Here is a 15,454-nt window from a genome sequence, read left to right on the forward strand (position 1 = left end):
CGCGGGTCGTAGGCCGCGTCGAAGGGGCCGAGAAACCGTGGTGTTCCCGACCCGCCACTGGATGAATCACATGGGGAGCCCAGCGAGCTTACGTGAGCCGATCAGCCATGGCTGTTTCCAGCGTTGTCACACGTAATGCCGGATATTTCCTTGATTGACGCGTTTTGCCGGCAACCCTAAGATCCAGCTGTGGTTGTCTCCAGTGAAGTACGCAGGCCAAGGATTCGTAACCCGAAGCCCGCATAAAAAAACCGCCCTTCGCAAGGCGGTTTTTTTTCGCCTGCAGTCACCCAGGCTTCGAAGCATGACGCTGAACGAATGCCGCTCAGTCCACCTTCTCGAACTTCAGGTCCCACACGCCGTGCCCAAGGCGCTCGCCACGACGCTCGAACTTGGTGATCGGGCGCTCTTCAGGGCGTGGCACGTAGGCGCCATCAGCCGCCTGGTTGCGATAGCCCGGTGCTGCGCTCATCACTTCCAGCATGTATTCGGCATAAGGCTCCCAGTCGGTCGCCATGTGGAACACGCCACCGGGCTTCAACTTGCGACGCACCAGCTCGGCGAACTCCAGCTGGACGATCCGGCGCTTGTGGTGACGCGCCTTGTGCCAGGGGTCTGGGAAGAACAGCATCAAGCGGTCGAGGCTGTTGTCGGCCACGCAGCGGTTGAGCACTTCGATGGCGTCGCAGTCGTACACCCGCAGGTTCTTCAGGCCTTGGGTGAGCACGCCGTTCAGCAAAGCGCCGACACCCGGGCGGTGCACTTCGACGCCGATAAAGTCCAGCTCGGGCGAGGCGGCGGCCATCTCCAGCAGCGAATGGCCCATGCCAAAGCCGATCTCCAGGGTGCGCGGCGCCGAACGGCCGAACACCTGGTCGTAGTCCACCGGGCTATCAGCCAGCGGCAGGACGAACAGCGGGCCACCCTGCTCCAGGCCACGCTGCTGGCCTTCGGTCATGCGCCCGGCGCGCATCACGAAACTCTTGATGCGACGGTGCGGGCGATCTTCGCCGTCGGCGGTGCTCGGCGTTTCTTGCGATTCAGTCATCTGGGGCTCTTACTTGATCAGACCATCCAGCGGCGAAGAGGCGCTGGCGTAGAGTTTCTTGGGCATGCGACCGGCCAGGTAGGCCATGCGCCCGGCCAGGATGCCGTGCTTCATGGCTTCGGCCATCAGCACCGGCTGTTGGGCATGGGCGATGGCCGAGTTCATCAGTACCGCCTCGCAACCCATCTCCATGGCGATGGTGGCGTCGGAGGCGGTACCCACGCCGGCATCGACCAGCACCGGCACCTTGGATTCCTCGAGGATGATCTGCAGGTTGTACGGGTTGCAGATGCCAAGGCCCGTACCGATCAGGCCGGCCAGGGGCATCACCGCGATGCAGCCGGCCTCGGCCAGCTGACGGGCGATGATCGGATCGTCGCTGGTGTAGACCATCACGTCGAAACCTTCCTTGACCAGCACTTCGGCGGCCTTGAGGGTTTCAATGACGTTGGGGAACAAGGTTTTCTGGTCAGCCAGCACTTCCAGCTTGACCAGCGTGCGCGACTCATGGGATTTGCGACCATCGAGCAGCTCACGGGCCAGGCGGCAGGTGCGCACGGCTTCTACCGCATCGAAGCAGCCTGCGGTGTTCGGCAGGATGGTGTACTTGTCCGGCGACAGCACGTCGAGCAGGTTCGGCTCGCCCGCATTCTGGCCCAGGTTGGTGCGGCGCACGGCGACGGTGACGATTTCGGCACCCGAGGCCTCGGTGGCCAGGCGGGTTTCTTCCATGTCACGGTACTTGCCGGTACCGACCAGCAGGCGCGACTGGAAGGTGCGCCCGGCCAGGATGAAGGGCTTGTCGCTGCGAACGTTGCTCATCGATGTTCCTCAGGAAAGGTTACGGGGCTTACGGGTGAATCGCCGGGCTTGCTCAACCACCGCCGATGGCGTGGACCACTTCAACCTGGTCGCCCTCGCTCAGCAGCGTGCTCTCGTGCTGACTGCGCGGCACGATGTCCAGGTTCAGTTCCACCGCCACCCGGCGGCCAGCCAGCTCGAGCCGGCCGAGCAGGGCCGCGACGCTCTCGCTCGCGGGCAGTTCGTAAGGTTCACCGTTCAGTTGAATGCGCATGCGCACGGCCACCATTGTTCGTTGGGGCAGGCATTCTAGCCCTGATCAGCCTTGCAACCCAAGGGTGGGGCGCGCCATTAGTCGCGATTGTGGACCACTCGGTCAGCCCAGGCGCCAGGCGGCCAGGCCCAGACACAACCAGCCGGCGAGGAAGCACAGGCCACCCAGCGGGGTGATCATGCCGAGCTTGCCCAGGCCCGTCAGCGTGAGCACGTAGAGGCTGCCGGAAAACAGCACGATACCCAGCGCGAACAAACTGCCGGCCCAGCCTACCAGGCGCCCGGGCAGGTGCACCGAGAGCACGGCCACGGCGAGGATCGCCAGGGCATGCACCAACTGGTAGGTGACACCGGTGTGAAAGACTGCCAGGTAATCGGCACTGAGGCGGCTCTTCAGGCCATGGGCGGCAAAGGCGCCGAGCGCGACACCGGTGAACCCGAAGAAGGCGGCGAGCATCAGGAAGCTGCGAAGCATGGGACGACTCCTCGAAAGGGGTCTGTATAATGGCCCGTTCCAACGGTCCGGCCAAGCCATCACCATGCTGTCATCCTTCCTGCGCCACTTCACCCGCGGCCTGCTCTGGTTCGCTGTCGCAAGCATTGCCGTGGTGCTGGTACTGCGCTGGGTACCGCCGCCCGGCACGGCGCTGATGGTCGAGCGCAAGGTGGAGTCATGGTTCAGTGGCGAGCCGATCGACCTGCAGCGCGACTGGACACCCTGGGAAGAGATCTCGGACGAGCTCAAGGTGGCGGTCATCGCCGGTGAAGACCAGAAGTTCGCCAACCACTGGGGGTTCGACATCCCGGCCATCCAGGCGGCGCTGGCCTACAACGAACGGGGCGGCAAGGTCCGTGGCGCCAGCACCCTGACCCAGCAGGTGGCCAAGAACATGTTCCTGTGGTCCGGCCGCAGTTGGCTGCGCAAGGGCCTGGAGGCCTGGTTCACGGCACTGATCGAGCTGTTCTGGTCGAAAGAGCGGATTCTCGAGGTGTATCTGAACAGCGCCGAGTGGGGCAAGGGCGTGTTCGGCGCCCAGGCGGCGGCACGCTATCACTTTGGCGTGGATGCCAGCCGCCTGACGCGACAACAGGCCGCACAGCTCGCTGCCGTGTTGCCGAGCCCGATCAAATGGAGCGCCAGCCGGCCAAGTACCTATGTGGCCAGCCGCGCGGGGTGGATTCGCCGGCAGATGAGCCAGCTGGGTGGGCCGAGCTACCTGATGCAGCTGGATCCTTCGCGCAGGCTCTAAGCTGCGCTCGCAAGGGCATCAAGTAACCTGTGGGAGCGGCTTCAGCCGCGAAAAAGGCAACGCGGTGGACGGCGCCAGCTTCGCTGGCGTTCGCGGCTAAAGCCGCTCCCACAGGGGCCTGCGCTCCAGCTGGATGCGCGCAGCGCCATGCCCAATAAAAAAAACCGCTGCCTCTTGCGAGAGCAGCGGTTTTTTTATTCAGCCAGGGCGCCGATCAGATGGCGATCAGTGCCTTGACCTTGTTCATTGCGTTCTTCTCCAGCTGGCGAATACGCTCGGCCGAAACGCTGTACTTGTCCGCCAGCTCATGCAGCGTGGCCTTCTCTTCCGCCAGCCAGCGCTGGTAGAGAATGTCGCGACTGCGATCGTCCAGGCCTTGCAGGGCTTCATGCAGGTTGCTGGTGGAGTTGTCGCTCCAGTCAGCGTCCTCCAGCTGCACAGCCGGATCGTAGCGGTGGTCTTCCAGGTAATGCGCGGGCGACTGGAAGGCGCTGTCGTCATCGGCTTCGGCTGCCGGGTCGAAGGCCATGTCCTGGCCGCTCAGGCGGCTTTCCATTTCACGCACTTCGCGGGGCTCTACGCCCAGGCTTTCAGCCACGCGATGCACTTCGTCATTGTTCAGCCAGGCCAGGCGTTTCTTCTGGCTGCGCAGGTTGAAGAACAGTTTGCGCTGGGCCTTGGTGGTGGCCACCTTGACGATGCGCCAGTTGCGCAGGATGAACTCGTGGATCTCGGCCTTGATCCAGTGCACCGCGAAGGACACCAGACGTACGCCCATTTCCGGGTTGAAACGTTTTACCGCCTTCATCAGGCCGACGTTGCCTTCCTGGATCAGGTCGGCCTGGGCCAGACCATAGCCAGCATAGCTACGGGCGATATGGACGACGAAACGCAGGTGGGCCATCACCATTTGCCGGGCGGCCTCGACATCCTGTTCGTAATAGAGACGCTCGCCCAGATCACGCTCCTGCTCGACCGTCAGCAGCGGGATGCTGTTGACCGTGTGCACGTAGGCTTCCAGGTTTGCACCGGGTACCAGGGCATAGGCAGGTTGCAACGATGTGGTCATTCAAGTACCTCCGACTTACAGACTCGTGCCTTGTGGGCACTGCCAGCATAGACCCGGAACCGCGAGACAAGTTCCTGGATGAAAAAAAGTCAATGCTGGCGATGAAACATTATCGTGGTGCCAGCTCGTTCAGATGCCGAGCCACCGCGATCCATGCACCGATATACCCCAACAGCACCGCGCCGATCAAGAGGGAAAGACCATCGGCAGCCGGCACCCCGCCCAGGGCGAAATCGCTGCCATACAGGCCGGAAAGCCCGACGACCGCGTCGTTGAGCCAGTTCAGGCCGAACGCCAGGATCCCCCAGGCCAGCACCCCGGCACCCAGGCCATACAGCGCCCCCATGTAGAGGAAAGGCCGACGCACGTAGCTGTCGGTGCCGCCCACCAGCTTGATCACTTCGATCTCGACGCGGCGGTTCTCGATATGTAGACGAATTGTGTTACCGATTACTAACAGCAAGGCAGAAATAAGCATCACCGCAAGGCCGAAGACAAAGCGATCACCCAGCTTGAGGATCGCCGCCAGGCGCTCGACCCAGACCAGGTCCAGCTGTGCCGCTTCCACCCGTGGCAGCTCTGCCAGGCGCTGGCGCAGCGCTTCCAGGGCCGGTTTGTCGACTTCGCTCGGGGTCACCACCACCACGCCGGGCAGCGGGTTGTCCGGCAGCTCGCGCAGGGCCTCGCCCAGGCCAGACTGCTGCTGGAACTCTTCCAGCGCCTGCTCACGGCTGACGTACTGGGCCTCGGCAACGCCCGGCATGCCCTTGATCTCGTCACGCAATGCTTCGCCATCGCGGCTGCTGGCGTCGAGCTTGAGGTACAGCGAAATCTGCGCCGCGCGCTGCCACGAACCGCCGAGCTTCTCGACGTTCTTGAGCAGCAGCGACAGACCCATGGGCATGCTCAGCGCCACGGCCATCACCAGGCAGGTGAAGAAGCTGCCGATCGGCTGCTTGGCCAGGCGGCGCAGGCTGTCGGCCAGGCTGGCACGGTGGCTTTCCAGCCAGGCGTGCAGCAAGGTGCTGAAGTCCGGGCCATCGTCGTCGTGGTCACCGCGCTTTTTCTTCGCAGGTTGTGGGTCGGCTGGCTTGGGTGCGACCCGCTCGGAAACCTTTGGTGTACGTGTGGTGCTCATTGCCCGGCCTCCCCATCGCCGATCAAGCGGCCGCGTTGCAGCGTCAGCATGCGGTGGCGCATGCGCGCGATCAGCGCCAAGTCGTGGCTGGCGATCAATACGGTGGTGCCCAGGCGGTTGATGTCTTCGAACACGCCCATGATCTCGGCGGCCAGGCGCGGGTCGAGGTTACCGGTGGGCTCGTCCGCCAGCAGCAATGCCGGCTGGTGGACGATCGCCCGAGCGATACCGACACGCTGTTGCTGGCCAGTGGACAGGTCGGCCGGGAACAGCTCGCCCTTGTCGCTCAACGACACGCGCTCCAGCGCCGAGTCGACGCGCTTGGCGATCTCGGCCTTGGACAGCCCGAGGATCTGCAGCGGCAAGGCGATGTTGTTGAACACGGTGCGGTCGAACAGCAACTGGTGGTTCTGGAACACCACGCCGATCTGCCGGCGCAGGAACGGAATCTGCGCGTTGCTGATCTGCCCCAGGTCCTGCCCCGCCAGCAGCAGCTTGCCGCTGGTAGGGCGTTCCATGGCCAACAACAGGCGCAACAAGGTGCTCTTGCCGGCGCCGGAGTGGCCGGTGACGAACAGGAACTCGCCACGCCGCGCCCGGAAGCTCAGCTCATGCAGGCCGACGTGGCCGTTGGGGTAGCGTTTGGCGACCTGTTCGAATCGGATCATGCAGGTTCCCGCTCGGCAAACAGTGCCTTGACGAAAGATTCAGCCTCGAAGGTGCGCAGGTCATCGATACCCTCGCCCACACCAATGAAGCGGATCGGAATGTTGAACTGCTTGGCCAGGGCGAAGATCACCCCACCCTTGGCGGTGCCGTCCAGCTTGGTCAGGGCCAGGCCGGTCAGTTCCACGCTCTGGTTGAAGTACTTGGCCTGGCTGATGGCGTTCTGCCCGGTACCGGCGTCGAGCACCAGCAGCACCTCGTGGGGCGCCTCGGCGTCGAGCTTGCCAATCACCCGACGGACCTTCTTCAGCTCTTCCATCAGGTTGTCCTTGGTGTGCAGGCGCCCGGCGGTGTCGGCGATCAGCACATCGACGTTGCGCGCCTTGGCGGCCTGCACGGCATCGAAGATCACCGAAGCCGAGTCGGCACCGGTGTGCTGGGCGATCACCGGGATCTGGTTGCGCTCGCCCCACACCTGCAGCTGCTCCACGGCGGCGGCACGGAAGGTGTCGCCGGCGGCGAGCATGACCTTCTTGCCTTCGAGCTGCAGCTTTTTCGCCAGCTTGCCGATGGTGGTGGTCTTGCCGGCGCCGTTCACGCCGACCACCAGGATCACGTAGGGCTTGGTCTGCGCCTCGATCTTCAGCGGCTGCTCGACCGGGCGCAGCAGCGCGGCCAGTTCTTCCTGCAGCGACTTGTACAGCGCGTCGGCGTCGGCCAGCTGCTTGCGGGCAACTTTCTGGGTGAGGTTCTGGACGATGGCCGAGGTGGCCTCGACGCCGACGTCGGCGGTCAGCAGGCGGGTTTCGATTTCGTCGAGCAGGTCGTCATCGATGACCTTCTTGCCCATGAACAGGCTGGCCATGCCCTCGCCAATGCTGGCGCTGGTCTTCGACAGGCCCTGCTTGAGACGGGCAAAGAAACCGGGCTTGGACGGTTCGGCGGCAGCCGCGGCAACGGGCTCGGGTTCGACCGGGGCCGGCGCGATGGCCGGTTGGGCTTCGACAACCGGCGCCGGGGCCGCTGCGACAGTGGCAGCCGGCTCGACGAGCGGGCGAGCAGGGATGGCAGGCGGCGCCTTGGGCTCCAGGTCCTCAACCAGTGCCACCGGTTCTTCGGCGACAGGCAGTACCAGGTTGCTGACCGGGGCCGCAGGCACTTCGACCGGTGCTGGCTCTACAGGCGCGGCAACCACAGGCTCAGGCTGAACAACCACGGGGGCAGCGGCAGGCGCATATTGCGGCGTGGCGACCACTGGCTCGGGCACCGACACTGGCTGCGGTGTGATAACCACTGGCTCAGGCACAGCCTGAGGCGCGACAACTACCGGCTCCGGCACCGACACTGGCTGCGGTGTCTCAACCACTGGCTCAGGCACAACCTGAGGCGCGGCAACCACCGGCTCCGGCACAGGCTCGACCACTACGGGCTCGGGCACTGCCGCCGGCAGCGGCTCGACAGCAGGCACCTGCAGTGCGGCCGGCTCTGCGGCCTGCGGTTCTGGGGTTTGCGGCTGTTCGGCGACAGGTTGTTCCGGCTTCTTGCGGAACCAGCTGAACAGGCCTTTCTTCTCGCCAGCCGCAGCCGGCGCTTTTTTGTCGTCGTTGGAACCAAACATGGAAGACGGCTATCTCAGGGTAGCGATGCGCCAGCAGTGGCGCATCGGGAATTCTTGAGTCACGCAGAACAGACTATTTTGTAACCGACTGGTTCATGCGCAACGTTTTGTCTTTAGGGCCTGCGGGCCAGAACGGCGACAGGCATGGTCGCCAGGCAACCGGATCAGTATCCTAGCACCTCCTGGCCCGCCGACGCTAAACCCAAGCGGGCCGCAGAACAGGTTAAACACCGTATGAATGCTCTAGCCCGCCGCGCCGCTGGCCTGTTGCTCGGCACGCTGTGCCTGCCGCTTGCGGCCTTCGCCGCCGATGTGCAACCCACCCACGAATTCATCCTCGACAACGGCCTGAAAGTGGTCGTGCGCGAGGACCACCGTGCCCCGGTGGTGGTTTCGCAGATCTGGTACAAGGTCGGTTCCAGCTACGAAACCCCGGGCCAGACAGGCCTGTCCCACGCCCTGGAGCACATGATGTTCAAGGGCAGCGCCAAGCTCGGCCCTGGCGAAGCATCGCGCATCCTGCGTGACCTGGGCGCCGAAGAGAACGCCTTCACCAGCGACGACTACACCGCCTATTACCAGGTGCTGGCCCGCGACCGCCTGCCGGTGGCCTTCGAACTGGAAGCCGACCGCCTGGCCAGCCTGCGCCTGCCGGCCGACGAGTTCAGCCGCGAGATCGAGGTGATCAAGGAAGAGCGCCGCCTGCGCACCGACGATCAGCCCAGCTCCAAAGCCTTCGAGCTGTTCCGTGCCATGGCCTACCCGGCCAGCGGCTACCACACCCCGACCATCGGCTGGATGGCCGACCTCGAACGCATGAAGGTCGAAGAGCTGCGCCACTGGTACGAGTCCTGGTACGCGCCGAACAACGCCACCCTGGTGGTCGTCGGCGACGTCACCCCCGACGAAGTGAAAACCCTCGCACAAAAATACTTCGGCCCCATCCCCAAGCGCGCCGTGCCCCCCAGCAAGCTGCCGCTGGAGCTGGCCGAACCCGGCCTGCGCAAGCTGACCCTGCACGTGCAGACGCAGTTGCCGAGCCTGATCTACGGCTTCAACGTGCCGGCCCTGGCCACCGCCAAGGACCCGCGCACGGTCAACGCGCTGCGGCTGATTTCCGCGCTGCTCGACGGCGGCTACAGCGCCCGCATGCCGGCGCGCCTGGAGCGCGGCCAGGAGCTGGTGGCCGGTGCCTCGTCCAGCTACAACGCCTTCACCCGGGGCGACAGCCTGTTCCTGATCTCGGCCACCCCCAACGTGCAGAAGAAAAAGACCCTGGCCGAGGTCGAGAAAGGCGTCTGGCAACTGCTCGACGAACTCAAGACCACCCCACCGACCGCCGAAGAGCTCGAGCGCGTGCGCGCCCAGGTGATTGCTGGCCTGGTCTACGACCGTGACTCCATCAGCAGCCAGGCCACCACCATCGGCCAGCTGGAAACCGTCGGTCTGTCCTGGAAACTGATCGACAGCGAACTCGACGACCTCAAGCGCGTGACCCCGGAAGACATCCAGGCCGCTGCCCGCACCTACTTCACCCGCGAACGCCTGAGCGTTGCCCATGTACTGCCCGAGGAGTCCGCTCATGAGTGACCGCAGCGCACCCCGCTACACCCTGCTGGGCCTTGGCATCATCGTGCTGGTGGTGGCCACCGCCCTGCTGCTGGCCCGCCCGGCCCAGTCCGACAGCGCCAGCCAGCCCGCTGGCGCGGCCCGCCCGGCCAACTCGCTGCAATCGCTGGCCGAACTGGACGGCAAGGCCCCCAGCCGCCGTCAGTTGAACATCCAGCACTGGACCACCGCCGAAGGCACCCGCGTATTGTTCGTCGAAGCCCGCGAGCTGCCGATGTTCGACCTGCGCCTGACCTTCGCCGCCGGCAGCAGCCAGGACGGCGCGACGCCAGGCGTGGCCACGCTGACCAACGCCATGCTCAACGAGGGTGTGGCCGGCAAGGACGTCACCGCCATCGCCGAAGGCTTCGAGGGCCTGGGCGCAGACTTTGGCAATGGCTCCTACCGCGACATGGCCGTGGCCTCGCTGCGCAGCCTCAGCGCCGCCGACAAGCGCGAGCCGGCACTCAAGCTGTTCACCGAGGTGGTGGGCAAACCGACCTTCCCCGATGACGCCCTCAAGCGCATCAGAAACCAGATGCTGGCCGGCTTCGAGTATGAAAAGCAGAACCCCGGCAAGATCGCCGGCAAGACCCTGTTCGCCAACCTGTACGGCAGCCACCCCTACGCTCACCCCAGCGACGGCACGGCCCAGACGGTCACCGCCATCACCCTCGATCAGCTGCGCGCCTTCCACGCCAAGGCCTATGCCGCCGGCAACGCGGTGATCGCGCTGGTCGGCGACCTCAGCCGCAGCGAAGCCGAAGCCATCGCCGCCCAGGTTTCCGCCGGCCTGCCCAAAGGCCCGGCCCTGGCCAAGCCCGAGCAGCCGGTTGAACCCAAGCCAGGCATGACCCACATCGACTTTGCGTCCAAGCAGACTCACCTGATGCTGGCCGAACTTGGCATCGACCGTAACGACCCGGACTGGCCCGCACTGTCGCTGGGCAACCAGATCCTCGGCGGCGGCGCCTTTGGTACCCGGCTGATGAGCGAAGTGCGCGAAAAGCGCGGCCTGACCTACGGGGTGTACTCGGTGTTCAGCCCGATGCAGGTACGCGGCCCGTTCATGATCAACCTGCAGACCCGTGCCGAGCTCAGCGAAGGCACGCTCAAGCTGGTCCAGGACCTGCTGGCCGACTACCTCAAGAGCGGCCCGACGCAACAGGAACTGGACGACGCCAAGCGCGAACTGGCCGGCAGCTTCCCGCTGTCCAATGCCAGCAACGCCAGTATCGTCGGCCAGTTGGGCGCGATCGGCTTCTACAACCTGCCGCTGAGCTGGCTGGAAGACTTCATGCAGCAGTCCCAGGCGCTGACCGTCGAGCAGGTCAAGGCCGCCATGAACAAGCACCTGGCGGCGGACAAGCTGGTGATCGTCACCGTCGGCCCGAAGGTGGCACAGCAGCCGCTGCCGGCCCCCACTGACAAACCCGCCGAGCGGCCGCTCGGCGTACCGGAGCATTAATGGCACGCCCCAACACCCCCGCGCGCAGCGCCCCTGGCGCCAGCAAAGGCCCCGGCCAGTTGCGCATCATCGCTGGCGAATGGCGCAGCCGTCGCCTGGCCGTCCCCGAAGGCGACGGCCTGCGCCCCACCCCCGACCGCGTGCGCGAAACCCTGTTCAACTGGCTGGCGCCGTACATCGAGGGCGCCCGCGTGCTGGATGCCTTCACCGGCAGCGGCGCACTGGTGCTCGAAGCCCTGTCCCGCGGCGCGGAAAACGCCGTGGCACTCGACAGCAACCCGGCTGCCATCGCCAACCTCAAGCACAACCTCGAACTGCTGCGCTGCCCGCGCGGGCAGATCCTGCAAACCGACGCCCTGCGCTACCTGCAAGGCCCGGCCAAGCAGCAGTTCGACCTGGTGTTCCTCGACCCGCCCTTCCACCAGGACCTGCTGGCCAACACCTGCAACCTGCTTGAACAGGGCCAGTGGCTGCGCGAGCAGGCGTGGATCTACACCGAAAGCGAGGCCGCGCCCTCCACCCTGCCGATGCCGGGCAACTGGCGCCTGCACCGCGAGAAGAAGACCGGCCAGGTGCACTACGCGCTCTGGCAGCGCACCCAGATTTAAGTAACACCGCCCACCAGCAGAAGTGCCCGAAGCTGCTCCGCTCATCACTCGTGACGGAGCACTTCGAGCATGGCCCTCCCCCCGACAGTCAGCCTTTCTTCGCTGATCCCTGCGGCAAAGCCGCCACTGCAACATTTCGTTCTCGACAATGGCCTGAACGTTTATCTGCAAGAAGACCCGCGCAGTCCCCTGGCCTGTGTTCAGCTCTGCTACCACGTCGGCGCCAGCCACGACCCCTTGGGGCATACCAACCTGGCCCACCTGCTCGAACACATGCTGTTCGAGGGTAGCGCCAAGCTCGCACCCGGACAGTTTTCCAGAGTCATCGGCCGGTTGGGTGGCGTGGCCAATGCCTCGACCCAGGATGACGGCACCGTCTACGAAGTGACTCTGCCGGCTGCGCGCCTGGAAGTCGCACTGGAGATCCTGGGTGACAGCATGGCCAACGCCAGCCTCACCACGGACGGCTTCGAGCGCGCCGTCAAGGCAGTCAACGACGAGCGCCGGCTCAAACTCGACAACGACCCCGAACAACAGACGTTCGAACACCATAAACGCCTGGCCCACGGCAGCAGCCCGTACGCCGCGCCCAGTTTCGGTGATGCCGTGGACCTTCACTACATGAAGCCCGACACCGTACGAACCTGGTACCGCACCTGGTACCACCCCAACAATGCGACGCTGGTAGTGGTTGGCAACGTCGACCGGGCGCGCTTGCAGGGCTGGGTCGAGCGCCACTTCGGCGCTTGGAGTGCAGCAGTGCTGCCTGCCTTGCCCGGCCCCGGCCAGACGGCAAGCCATCAGGCCCGCCAGCAAGCCATCACGCTGCCAGGGCTGCGCGATGGCCTGTATCTGTCCTTCAATGTGCCGAGCCTGGCGACTGCCGAATCGACCGCCACGGCAGCGGCCTTGATGCTGCTGCCGGAACTGCTGGCCAATGGTGCCGATTCGATGCTGTACGCCAGCCTGGTCCGTGATCGGCAACTGCTCACAGGTACCGAAGCCTTCTATGACCACCTGACCCGCGGCGACACATTGCTGACGCTGTATGCCTACAGCAATCCCGACCAGGGCACGCCACAACAGGCCATCGAGCAGATACGGCACATCCTCGATGCACTCCGACAAGCGCCGCCCAGCGCTCAGACACTCGATGCACTCAAGTTCCGGCTGCTCACCGCGCAGCTCATCGCCTGGGATTCACCGCAAAAACAGGCCCAATCCATCGCTTCGTATGCCCTCAGCGGGCTCAAGCCCGAGGTGCATGACCAGGTCCTGCAGGCACTGATCGCACTCACGCCTGAAGATATCCAGTTGGCCGCACAGCGGTTCCTGGCCGACGAGCGCATGGCGGTTACCCACATGCTCGCACCGCAAGTCACAGCCCCGGAAGCAAGCGAACACCTGCCATTGACCTGTGCGGACCTTGCCGGCCGCCTTGCAGCGGCCGATTTCTCCACACTGCAGTCGGCTGCCAGCATCGACACCCACCACCTGCCTGCTCCGGCCCAGTCAGTCCACACCTGGGACACTGCCAATGGCAGCCGCGTGACCTTCATCGCCAGGCAAGGCTCACCACTGTTCGAACTGCGCCTGCGCTTCAACGCTGGCGCCTGCCAGGACGGTGACACCCCGGGCCTTGCGGCGCTTACGCTGTATACGCTCGATCAAGGCATCGAAAGCCTGGACGCCCTGGGCTTCGCGGCGGGGCTCAGCGCCCTCGGGGCAAGCGTGCAACGAGACATCAGCCACGACCACGCGCGAATTGGCCTGAGCGCTCACTGCGCGGCGCCGCTGCGTGAAGCGGCGCTCGAACTGTTCACCGCGATGGTTGCCCGGCCAGCCCTGGAGGCAGACGCATATTCCGGCATCCAGGCGCGTGTGCTGCGGTACCTGCAGCGGCGCGAAAGCAGCCCCGCGCAACGCATCGACGTGGCAATGCTCAGCCGCCTGTTCCCGCAGCATGCCTATGGCCGCGACTATGCAGGCACCAGCGCCAGCGTTGCCGATATCGACGTGGACAAGGTCAGGGCATTCCATCAACGCGCCTATACCGCCGCAAACCTGGAGATCACATTGGTGGGTGACCTGAGCCTGACAGAGGCCAGGCAAATGCTCGACACGCTGACCCAGGCACTGCCAAGCAAGCGCCCCGCGCTCCCGCCACCACAACCGGCAATCCCACTGGACAAGGCCGTCGCCGTCCACCTGGAGCAAACCGGCAGCAATTGCGAGGTGACCTTGGCCCTGCCCCTCGACGTGAAGCGCTCTGACGCCGAGTACACGGCCATGGTCGTGACCCACGAGTTACTCGGCGCCGGCTTCGAGTCACGCCTGGTTGCCGAACTGCGTGAGCGCCGCAACCTGACCTACAGCATCGACAGCCATTTGCGCACTTACCGGGCGGCCACCTTCCTGAACATCAGTTGGGACATTGACCCCGTCTACCTGGACGCCTCTGTGGCACTGGTGAAGCAGGTCATCCAGTGCTTCATCGAGCACGGGCCGAGCCAGGACGAACTGGAACTTGCCGTCAACCAACTGGGAGGTGGCCTGCTCCGCGCATTTTCCGACAACAATGCGTTGGCAACGCAGCTGGCCGACCTTGGCGCCGGTACGGTTACCACAGACCACCATGCCGTCTACCTGCAACAGCTTGCACAACTGACCCCGGCAGCCGTGCAGGCTGCGGCCAGGCGCTTGCTGGTCATCGAGCGCTGCGTGTGCCTCAGCATCGGCCCGCGCACCGGGCAGAAAGCCCTGCCAGCCTTGGCCGCAATCGACCAATAGCGCAATTACAGTGGCGGTGTTTCATGGCACTCTAGGCGGGCACATCACGAGTCGCCCAGCATGCCCAGCCTCACCGCCACGTTCCGCCCGGCCACCGGCCTGGCCAATCCGCACCTGCAGACCCTGTGGGGCCCGCTGTGGCGCAAGCTCCCCGAACTGCCCCGCGAACGCGAACGCCTGTGGCTGGCCGACGGCGACTTCCTCGACCTCGACTGGCACGGCCCGCACCAGGCCGATGCGCCGCTGGTGCTGGTGCTGCATGGGCTGACCGGTTCTTCCAACTCGCCCTACGTCAAAGGCCTGCAGCAGGCGCTGCAGGCGCGCGGCTGGGCCAGCGTGGCGCTCAACTGGCGCGGCTGCTCGGGGGAACCCAACCTGCTGGCGCGCAGCTACCATTCCGGCGCCAGCGAAGACCTCGCCGAAACCATCCGCCACTTGCGTGCCCGACGGCCGCTGGCACCGCTGTATGCGGTCGGTTACTCGCTGGGGGGCAATGTGCTGCTCAAGTATCTGGGAGAAAGCGGTTCGGCCAGCCAGCTGGAGGCGGCGGTGGCGGTGTCGGTGCCGTTTCGCCTGGACCAGTGCGCCGACCGTATCGGCCTGGGGTTCTCCAAGGTCTACCAGGCGCATTTCATGCGCGAGATGCTCGCTTACGTGCAGGACAAGCAGCGGCACTTTCGCGACAAGGGGCACCATCAAGGCCTGGCCGAGATCGAACGCCTGGGCTCGCTGCGCAACCTGCGTACCTTCTGGGATTTCGATGGCCGGGTGACCGCGCCCCTCAACGGTTTCAACGATGCCCACGACTATTACCGGCGCGCTTCCAGCCGCTATTACCTGGGCGAAAACCGCACGCCGACGCTGATCATCCACTCCAGCGACGACCCGTTCGTGTTCGACCACAGCTTGCCGAGCGCCAGCGAGCTGGCGCCGCAGACGCATTTCGAGCTGCACAGCCGTGGTGGGCATGTGGGATTCGTCGACGGCAGTCTGCGCAACCCAGGGTATTACCTGGAGCGGCGGATTCCGCAGTGGCTGGTGGACGGGAGATAAGACCTCATCGCGGGGGGGGGGGGGAGGGCCCGCGGGGGTGTGGTGGGGTGGGGGGGGGGTGTTG

The 15,454-nt window shown here is 65.1% G+C and carries 14 protein-coding genes; 6 read left to right on the forward strand and 8 right to left on the reverse strand.

The features are described from left to right. Positions 1-325: 325 nt before the first annotated feature. The 4 genes from trmB to ACO6VM_RS22625 all read right to left on the reverse strand — a co-directional run bounded on the left by trmB (position 326) and on the right by ACO6VM_RS22625 (position 2,597). Positions 326-1,048 carry a tRNA (guanosine(46)-N7)-methyltransferase TrmB gene (gene trmB, locus ACO6VM_RS22610; protein ID WP_401055671.1) on the reverse strand — a complete coding sequence of 241 codons (723 nt, stop codon included), beginning with the start codon at positions 1,046-1,048 and terminating at the stop codon, positions 326-328. 9 nt (positions 1,049-1,057) lie between these two features. Further along, a complete protein-coding gene (locus ACO6VM_RS22615; RefSeq protein ID WP_125860906.1) occupies positions 1,058-1,870 on the reverse strand; it encodes a thiazole synthase in 813 nt (270 codons plus the stop codon). Positions 1,871-1,922: 52 nt separating this feature from the next. Next, the gene (thiS, locus tag ACO6VM_RS22620) at positions 1,923-2,123 is read right to left on the reverse strand and encodes a sulfur carrier protein ThiS (protein ID WP_110996034.1); all 201 of its coding nucleotides are present in this window, start codon (positions 2,121-2,123) and stop codon (positions 1,923-1,925) included. A gap of 102 nt (positions 2,124-2,225) precedes the next feature. Beyond that, on the reverse strand, positions 2,226-2,597 hold the full coding sequence (locus ACO6VM_RS22625) for a DUF423 domain-containing protein (RefSeq protein WP_401055674.1): 372 nt from the start codon (positions 2,595-2,597) through the stop codon (positions 2,226-2,228). 64 nt (positions 2,598-2,661) lie between these two features. Between ACO6VM_RS22625 and mtgA the strand changes: the two genes are divergently transcribed. Then, positions 2,662-3,372: a monofunctional biosynthetic peptidoglycan transglycosylase gene (mtgA, locus tag ACO6VM_RS22630; RefSeq protein ID WP_390968180.1), complete on the forward strand. Its 711-nt coding sequence runs from the start codon at positions 2,662-2,664 to the stop codon at positions 3,370-3,372. Positions 3,373-3,586: 214 nt separating this feature from the next. Here the strand turns inward: mtgA and rpoH are convergent, their stop codons facing one another. From rpoH to ftsY, 4 genes are all read right to left on the reverse strand, one after another. Continuing rightward, entirely contained in the window at positions 3,587-4,441 is an 855-nt protein-coding gene (gene rpoH / locus ACO6VM_RS22635) for an RNA polymerase sigma factor RpoH (RefSeq protein ID WP_110996018.1), read from the reverse strand. Positions 4,442-4,550: 109 nt separating this feature from the next. Then, complete coding sequence (gene ftsX, locus ACO6VM_RS22640; RefSeq protein ID WP_125465933.1) at positions 4,551-5,579, reverse strand: permease-like cell division protein FtsX; 1,029 nt, start codon at positions 5,577-5,579, stop codon at positions 4,551-4,553. After that, entirely contained in the window at positions 5,576-6,247 is a 672-nt protein-coding gene (ftsE, locus tag ACO6VM_RS22645) for a cell division ATP-binding protein FtsE (RefSeq protein ID WP_011531723.1), read from the reverse strand. Before ftsE ends, ftsX begins: the two co-directional genes overlap by 4 nt. Then, on the reverse strand, positions 6,244-7,863 hold the full coding sequence (gene ftsY, locus ACO6VM_RS22650) for a signal recognition particle-docking protein FtsY (protein ID WP_422403842.1): 1,620 nt from the start codon (positions 7,861-7,863) through the stop codon (positions 6,244-6,246). The genes ftsE and ftsY overlap by 4 nt, the downstream gene beginning before the upstream one ends. Before the next feature lie 234 nt (positions 7,864-8,097). On the opposite strand from ftsY, the gene ACO6VM_RS22655 reads away from it, so the two are divergent. The 5 genes from ACO6VM_RS22655 to ACO6VM_RS22675 all read left to right on the forward strand — a co-directional run bounded on the left by ACO6VM_RS22655 (position 8,098) and on the right by ACO6VM_RS22675 (position 15,390). Then, positions 8,098-9,453 carry a M16 family metallopeptidase gene (locus ACO6VM_RS22655; protein ID WP_401055681.1) on the forward strand — a complete coding sequence of 452 codons (1,356 nt, stop codon included), beginning with the start codon at positions 8,098-8,100 and terminating at the stop codon, positions 9,451-9,453. Next, positions 9,446-10,939 carry a M16 family metallopeptidase gene (locus ACO6VM_RS22660; RefSeq protein WP_422403843.1) on the forward strand — a complete coding sequence of 498 codons (1,494 nt, stop codon included), beginning with the start codon at positions 9,446-9,448 and terminating at the stop codon, positions 10,937-10,939. The genes ACO6VM_RS22655 and ACO6VM_RS22660 overlap by 8 nt, the downstream gene beginning before the upstream one ends. Beyond that, the gene (gene rsmD, locus ACO6VM_RS22665; protein WP_401055685.1) at positions 10,939-11,547 is read left to right on the forward strand and encodes a 16S rRNA (guanine(966)-N(2))-methyltransferase RsmD; all 609 of its coding nucleotides are present in this window, start codon (positions 10,939-10,941) and stop codon (positions 11,545-11,547) included. The genes ACO6VM_RS22660 and rsmD overlap by 1 nt, the downstream gene beginning before the upstream one ends. Before the next feature lie 69 nt (positions 11,548-11,616). Further along, positions 11,617-14,337 (forward strand): M16 family metallopeptidase, encoded by a 2,721-nt coding sequence (locus ACO6VM_RS22670; RefSeq protein WP_422403844.1) that lies wholly within the window; start codon positions 11,617-11,619, stop codon positions 14,335-14,337. 60 nt (positions 14,338-14,397) lie between these two features. Continuing rightward, positions 14,398-15,390: a hydrolase gene (locus ACO6VM_RS22675; protein ID WP_401055688.1), complete on the forward strand. Its 993-nt coding sequence runs from the start codon at positions 14,398-14,400 to the stop codon at positions 15,388-15,390. Positions 15,391-15,454 lie beyond the last annotated feature (64 nt).

The sequence above is a fragment of the Pseudomonas sp. GZD-209 genome (genome assembly GCF_049310485.1).
Taxonomy (GTDB): Bacteria; Pseudomonadota; Gammaproteobacteria; order Pseudomonadales; family Pseudomonadaceae; genus Aquipseudomonas; species Aquipseudomonas sichuanensis.

Excerpts from the sequence above, each read along its gene's own strand:
- trmB (WP_401055671.1), bottom strand. The coding sequence starts at position 1,048 with ATGACTGAATCGCAAGAAACGCCGAGCACCGCCGACGGCGAAGATCGC.
- ACO6VM_RS22615 (WP_125860906.1), bottom strand. The coding sequence starts at position 1,870 with ATGAGCAACGTTCGCAGCGACAAGCCCTTCATCCTGGCCGGGCGCACC.
- thiS (WP_110996034.1), bottom strand. The coding sequence starts at position 2,123 with ATGCGCATTCAACTGAACGGTGAACCTTACGAACTGCCCGCGAGCGAG.
- ACO6VM_RS22625 (WP_401055674.1), bottom strand. The coding sequence starts at position 2,597 with ATGCTTCGCAGCTTCCTGATGCTCGCCGCCTTCTTCGGGTTCACCGGT.
- mtgA (WP_390968180.1), top strand. The coding sequence starts at position 2,662 with ATGCTGTCATCCTTCCTGCGCCACTTCACCCGCGGCCTGCTCTGGTTC.
- rpoH (WP_110996018.1), bottom strand. The coding sequence starts at position 4,441 with ATGACCACATCGTTGCAACCTGCCTATGCCCTGGTACCCGGTGCAAAC.
- ftsX (WP_125465933.1), bottom strand. The coding sequence starts at position 5,579 with ATGAGCACCACACGTACACCAAAGGTTTCCGAGCGGGTCGCACCCAAG.
- ftsE (WP_011531723.1), bottom strand. The coding sequence starts at position 6,247 with ATGATCCGATTCGAACAGGTCGCCAAACGCTACCCCAACGGCCACGTC.
- ftsY (WP_422403842.1), bottom strand. The coding sequence starts at position 7,863 with ATGTTTGGTTCCAACGACGACAAAAAAGCGCCGGCTGCGGCTGGCGAG.
- ACO6VM_RS22655 (WP_401055681.1), top strand. The coding sequence starts at position 8,098 with ATGAATGCTCTAGCCCGCCGCGCCGCTGGCCTGTTGCTCGGCACGCTG.
- ACO6VM_RS22660 (WP_422403843.1), top strand. The coding sequence starts at position 9,446 with ATGAGTGACCGCAGCGCACCCCGCTACACCCTGCTGGGCCTTGGCATC.
- rsmD (WP_401055685.1), top strand. The coding sequence starts at position 10,939 with ATGGCACGCCCCAACACCCCCGCGCGCAGCGCCCCTGGCGCCAGCAAA.
- ACO6VM_RS22670 (WP_422403844.1), top strand. The coding sequence starts at position 11,617 with ATGGCCCTCCCCCCGACAGTCAGCCTTTCTTCGCTGATCCCTGCGGCA.
- ACO6VM_RS22675 (WP_401055688.1), top strand. The coding sequence starts at position 14,398 with ATGCCCAGCCTCACCGCCACGTTCCGCCCGGCCACCGGCCTGGCCAAT.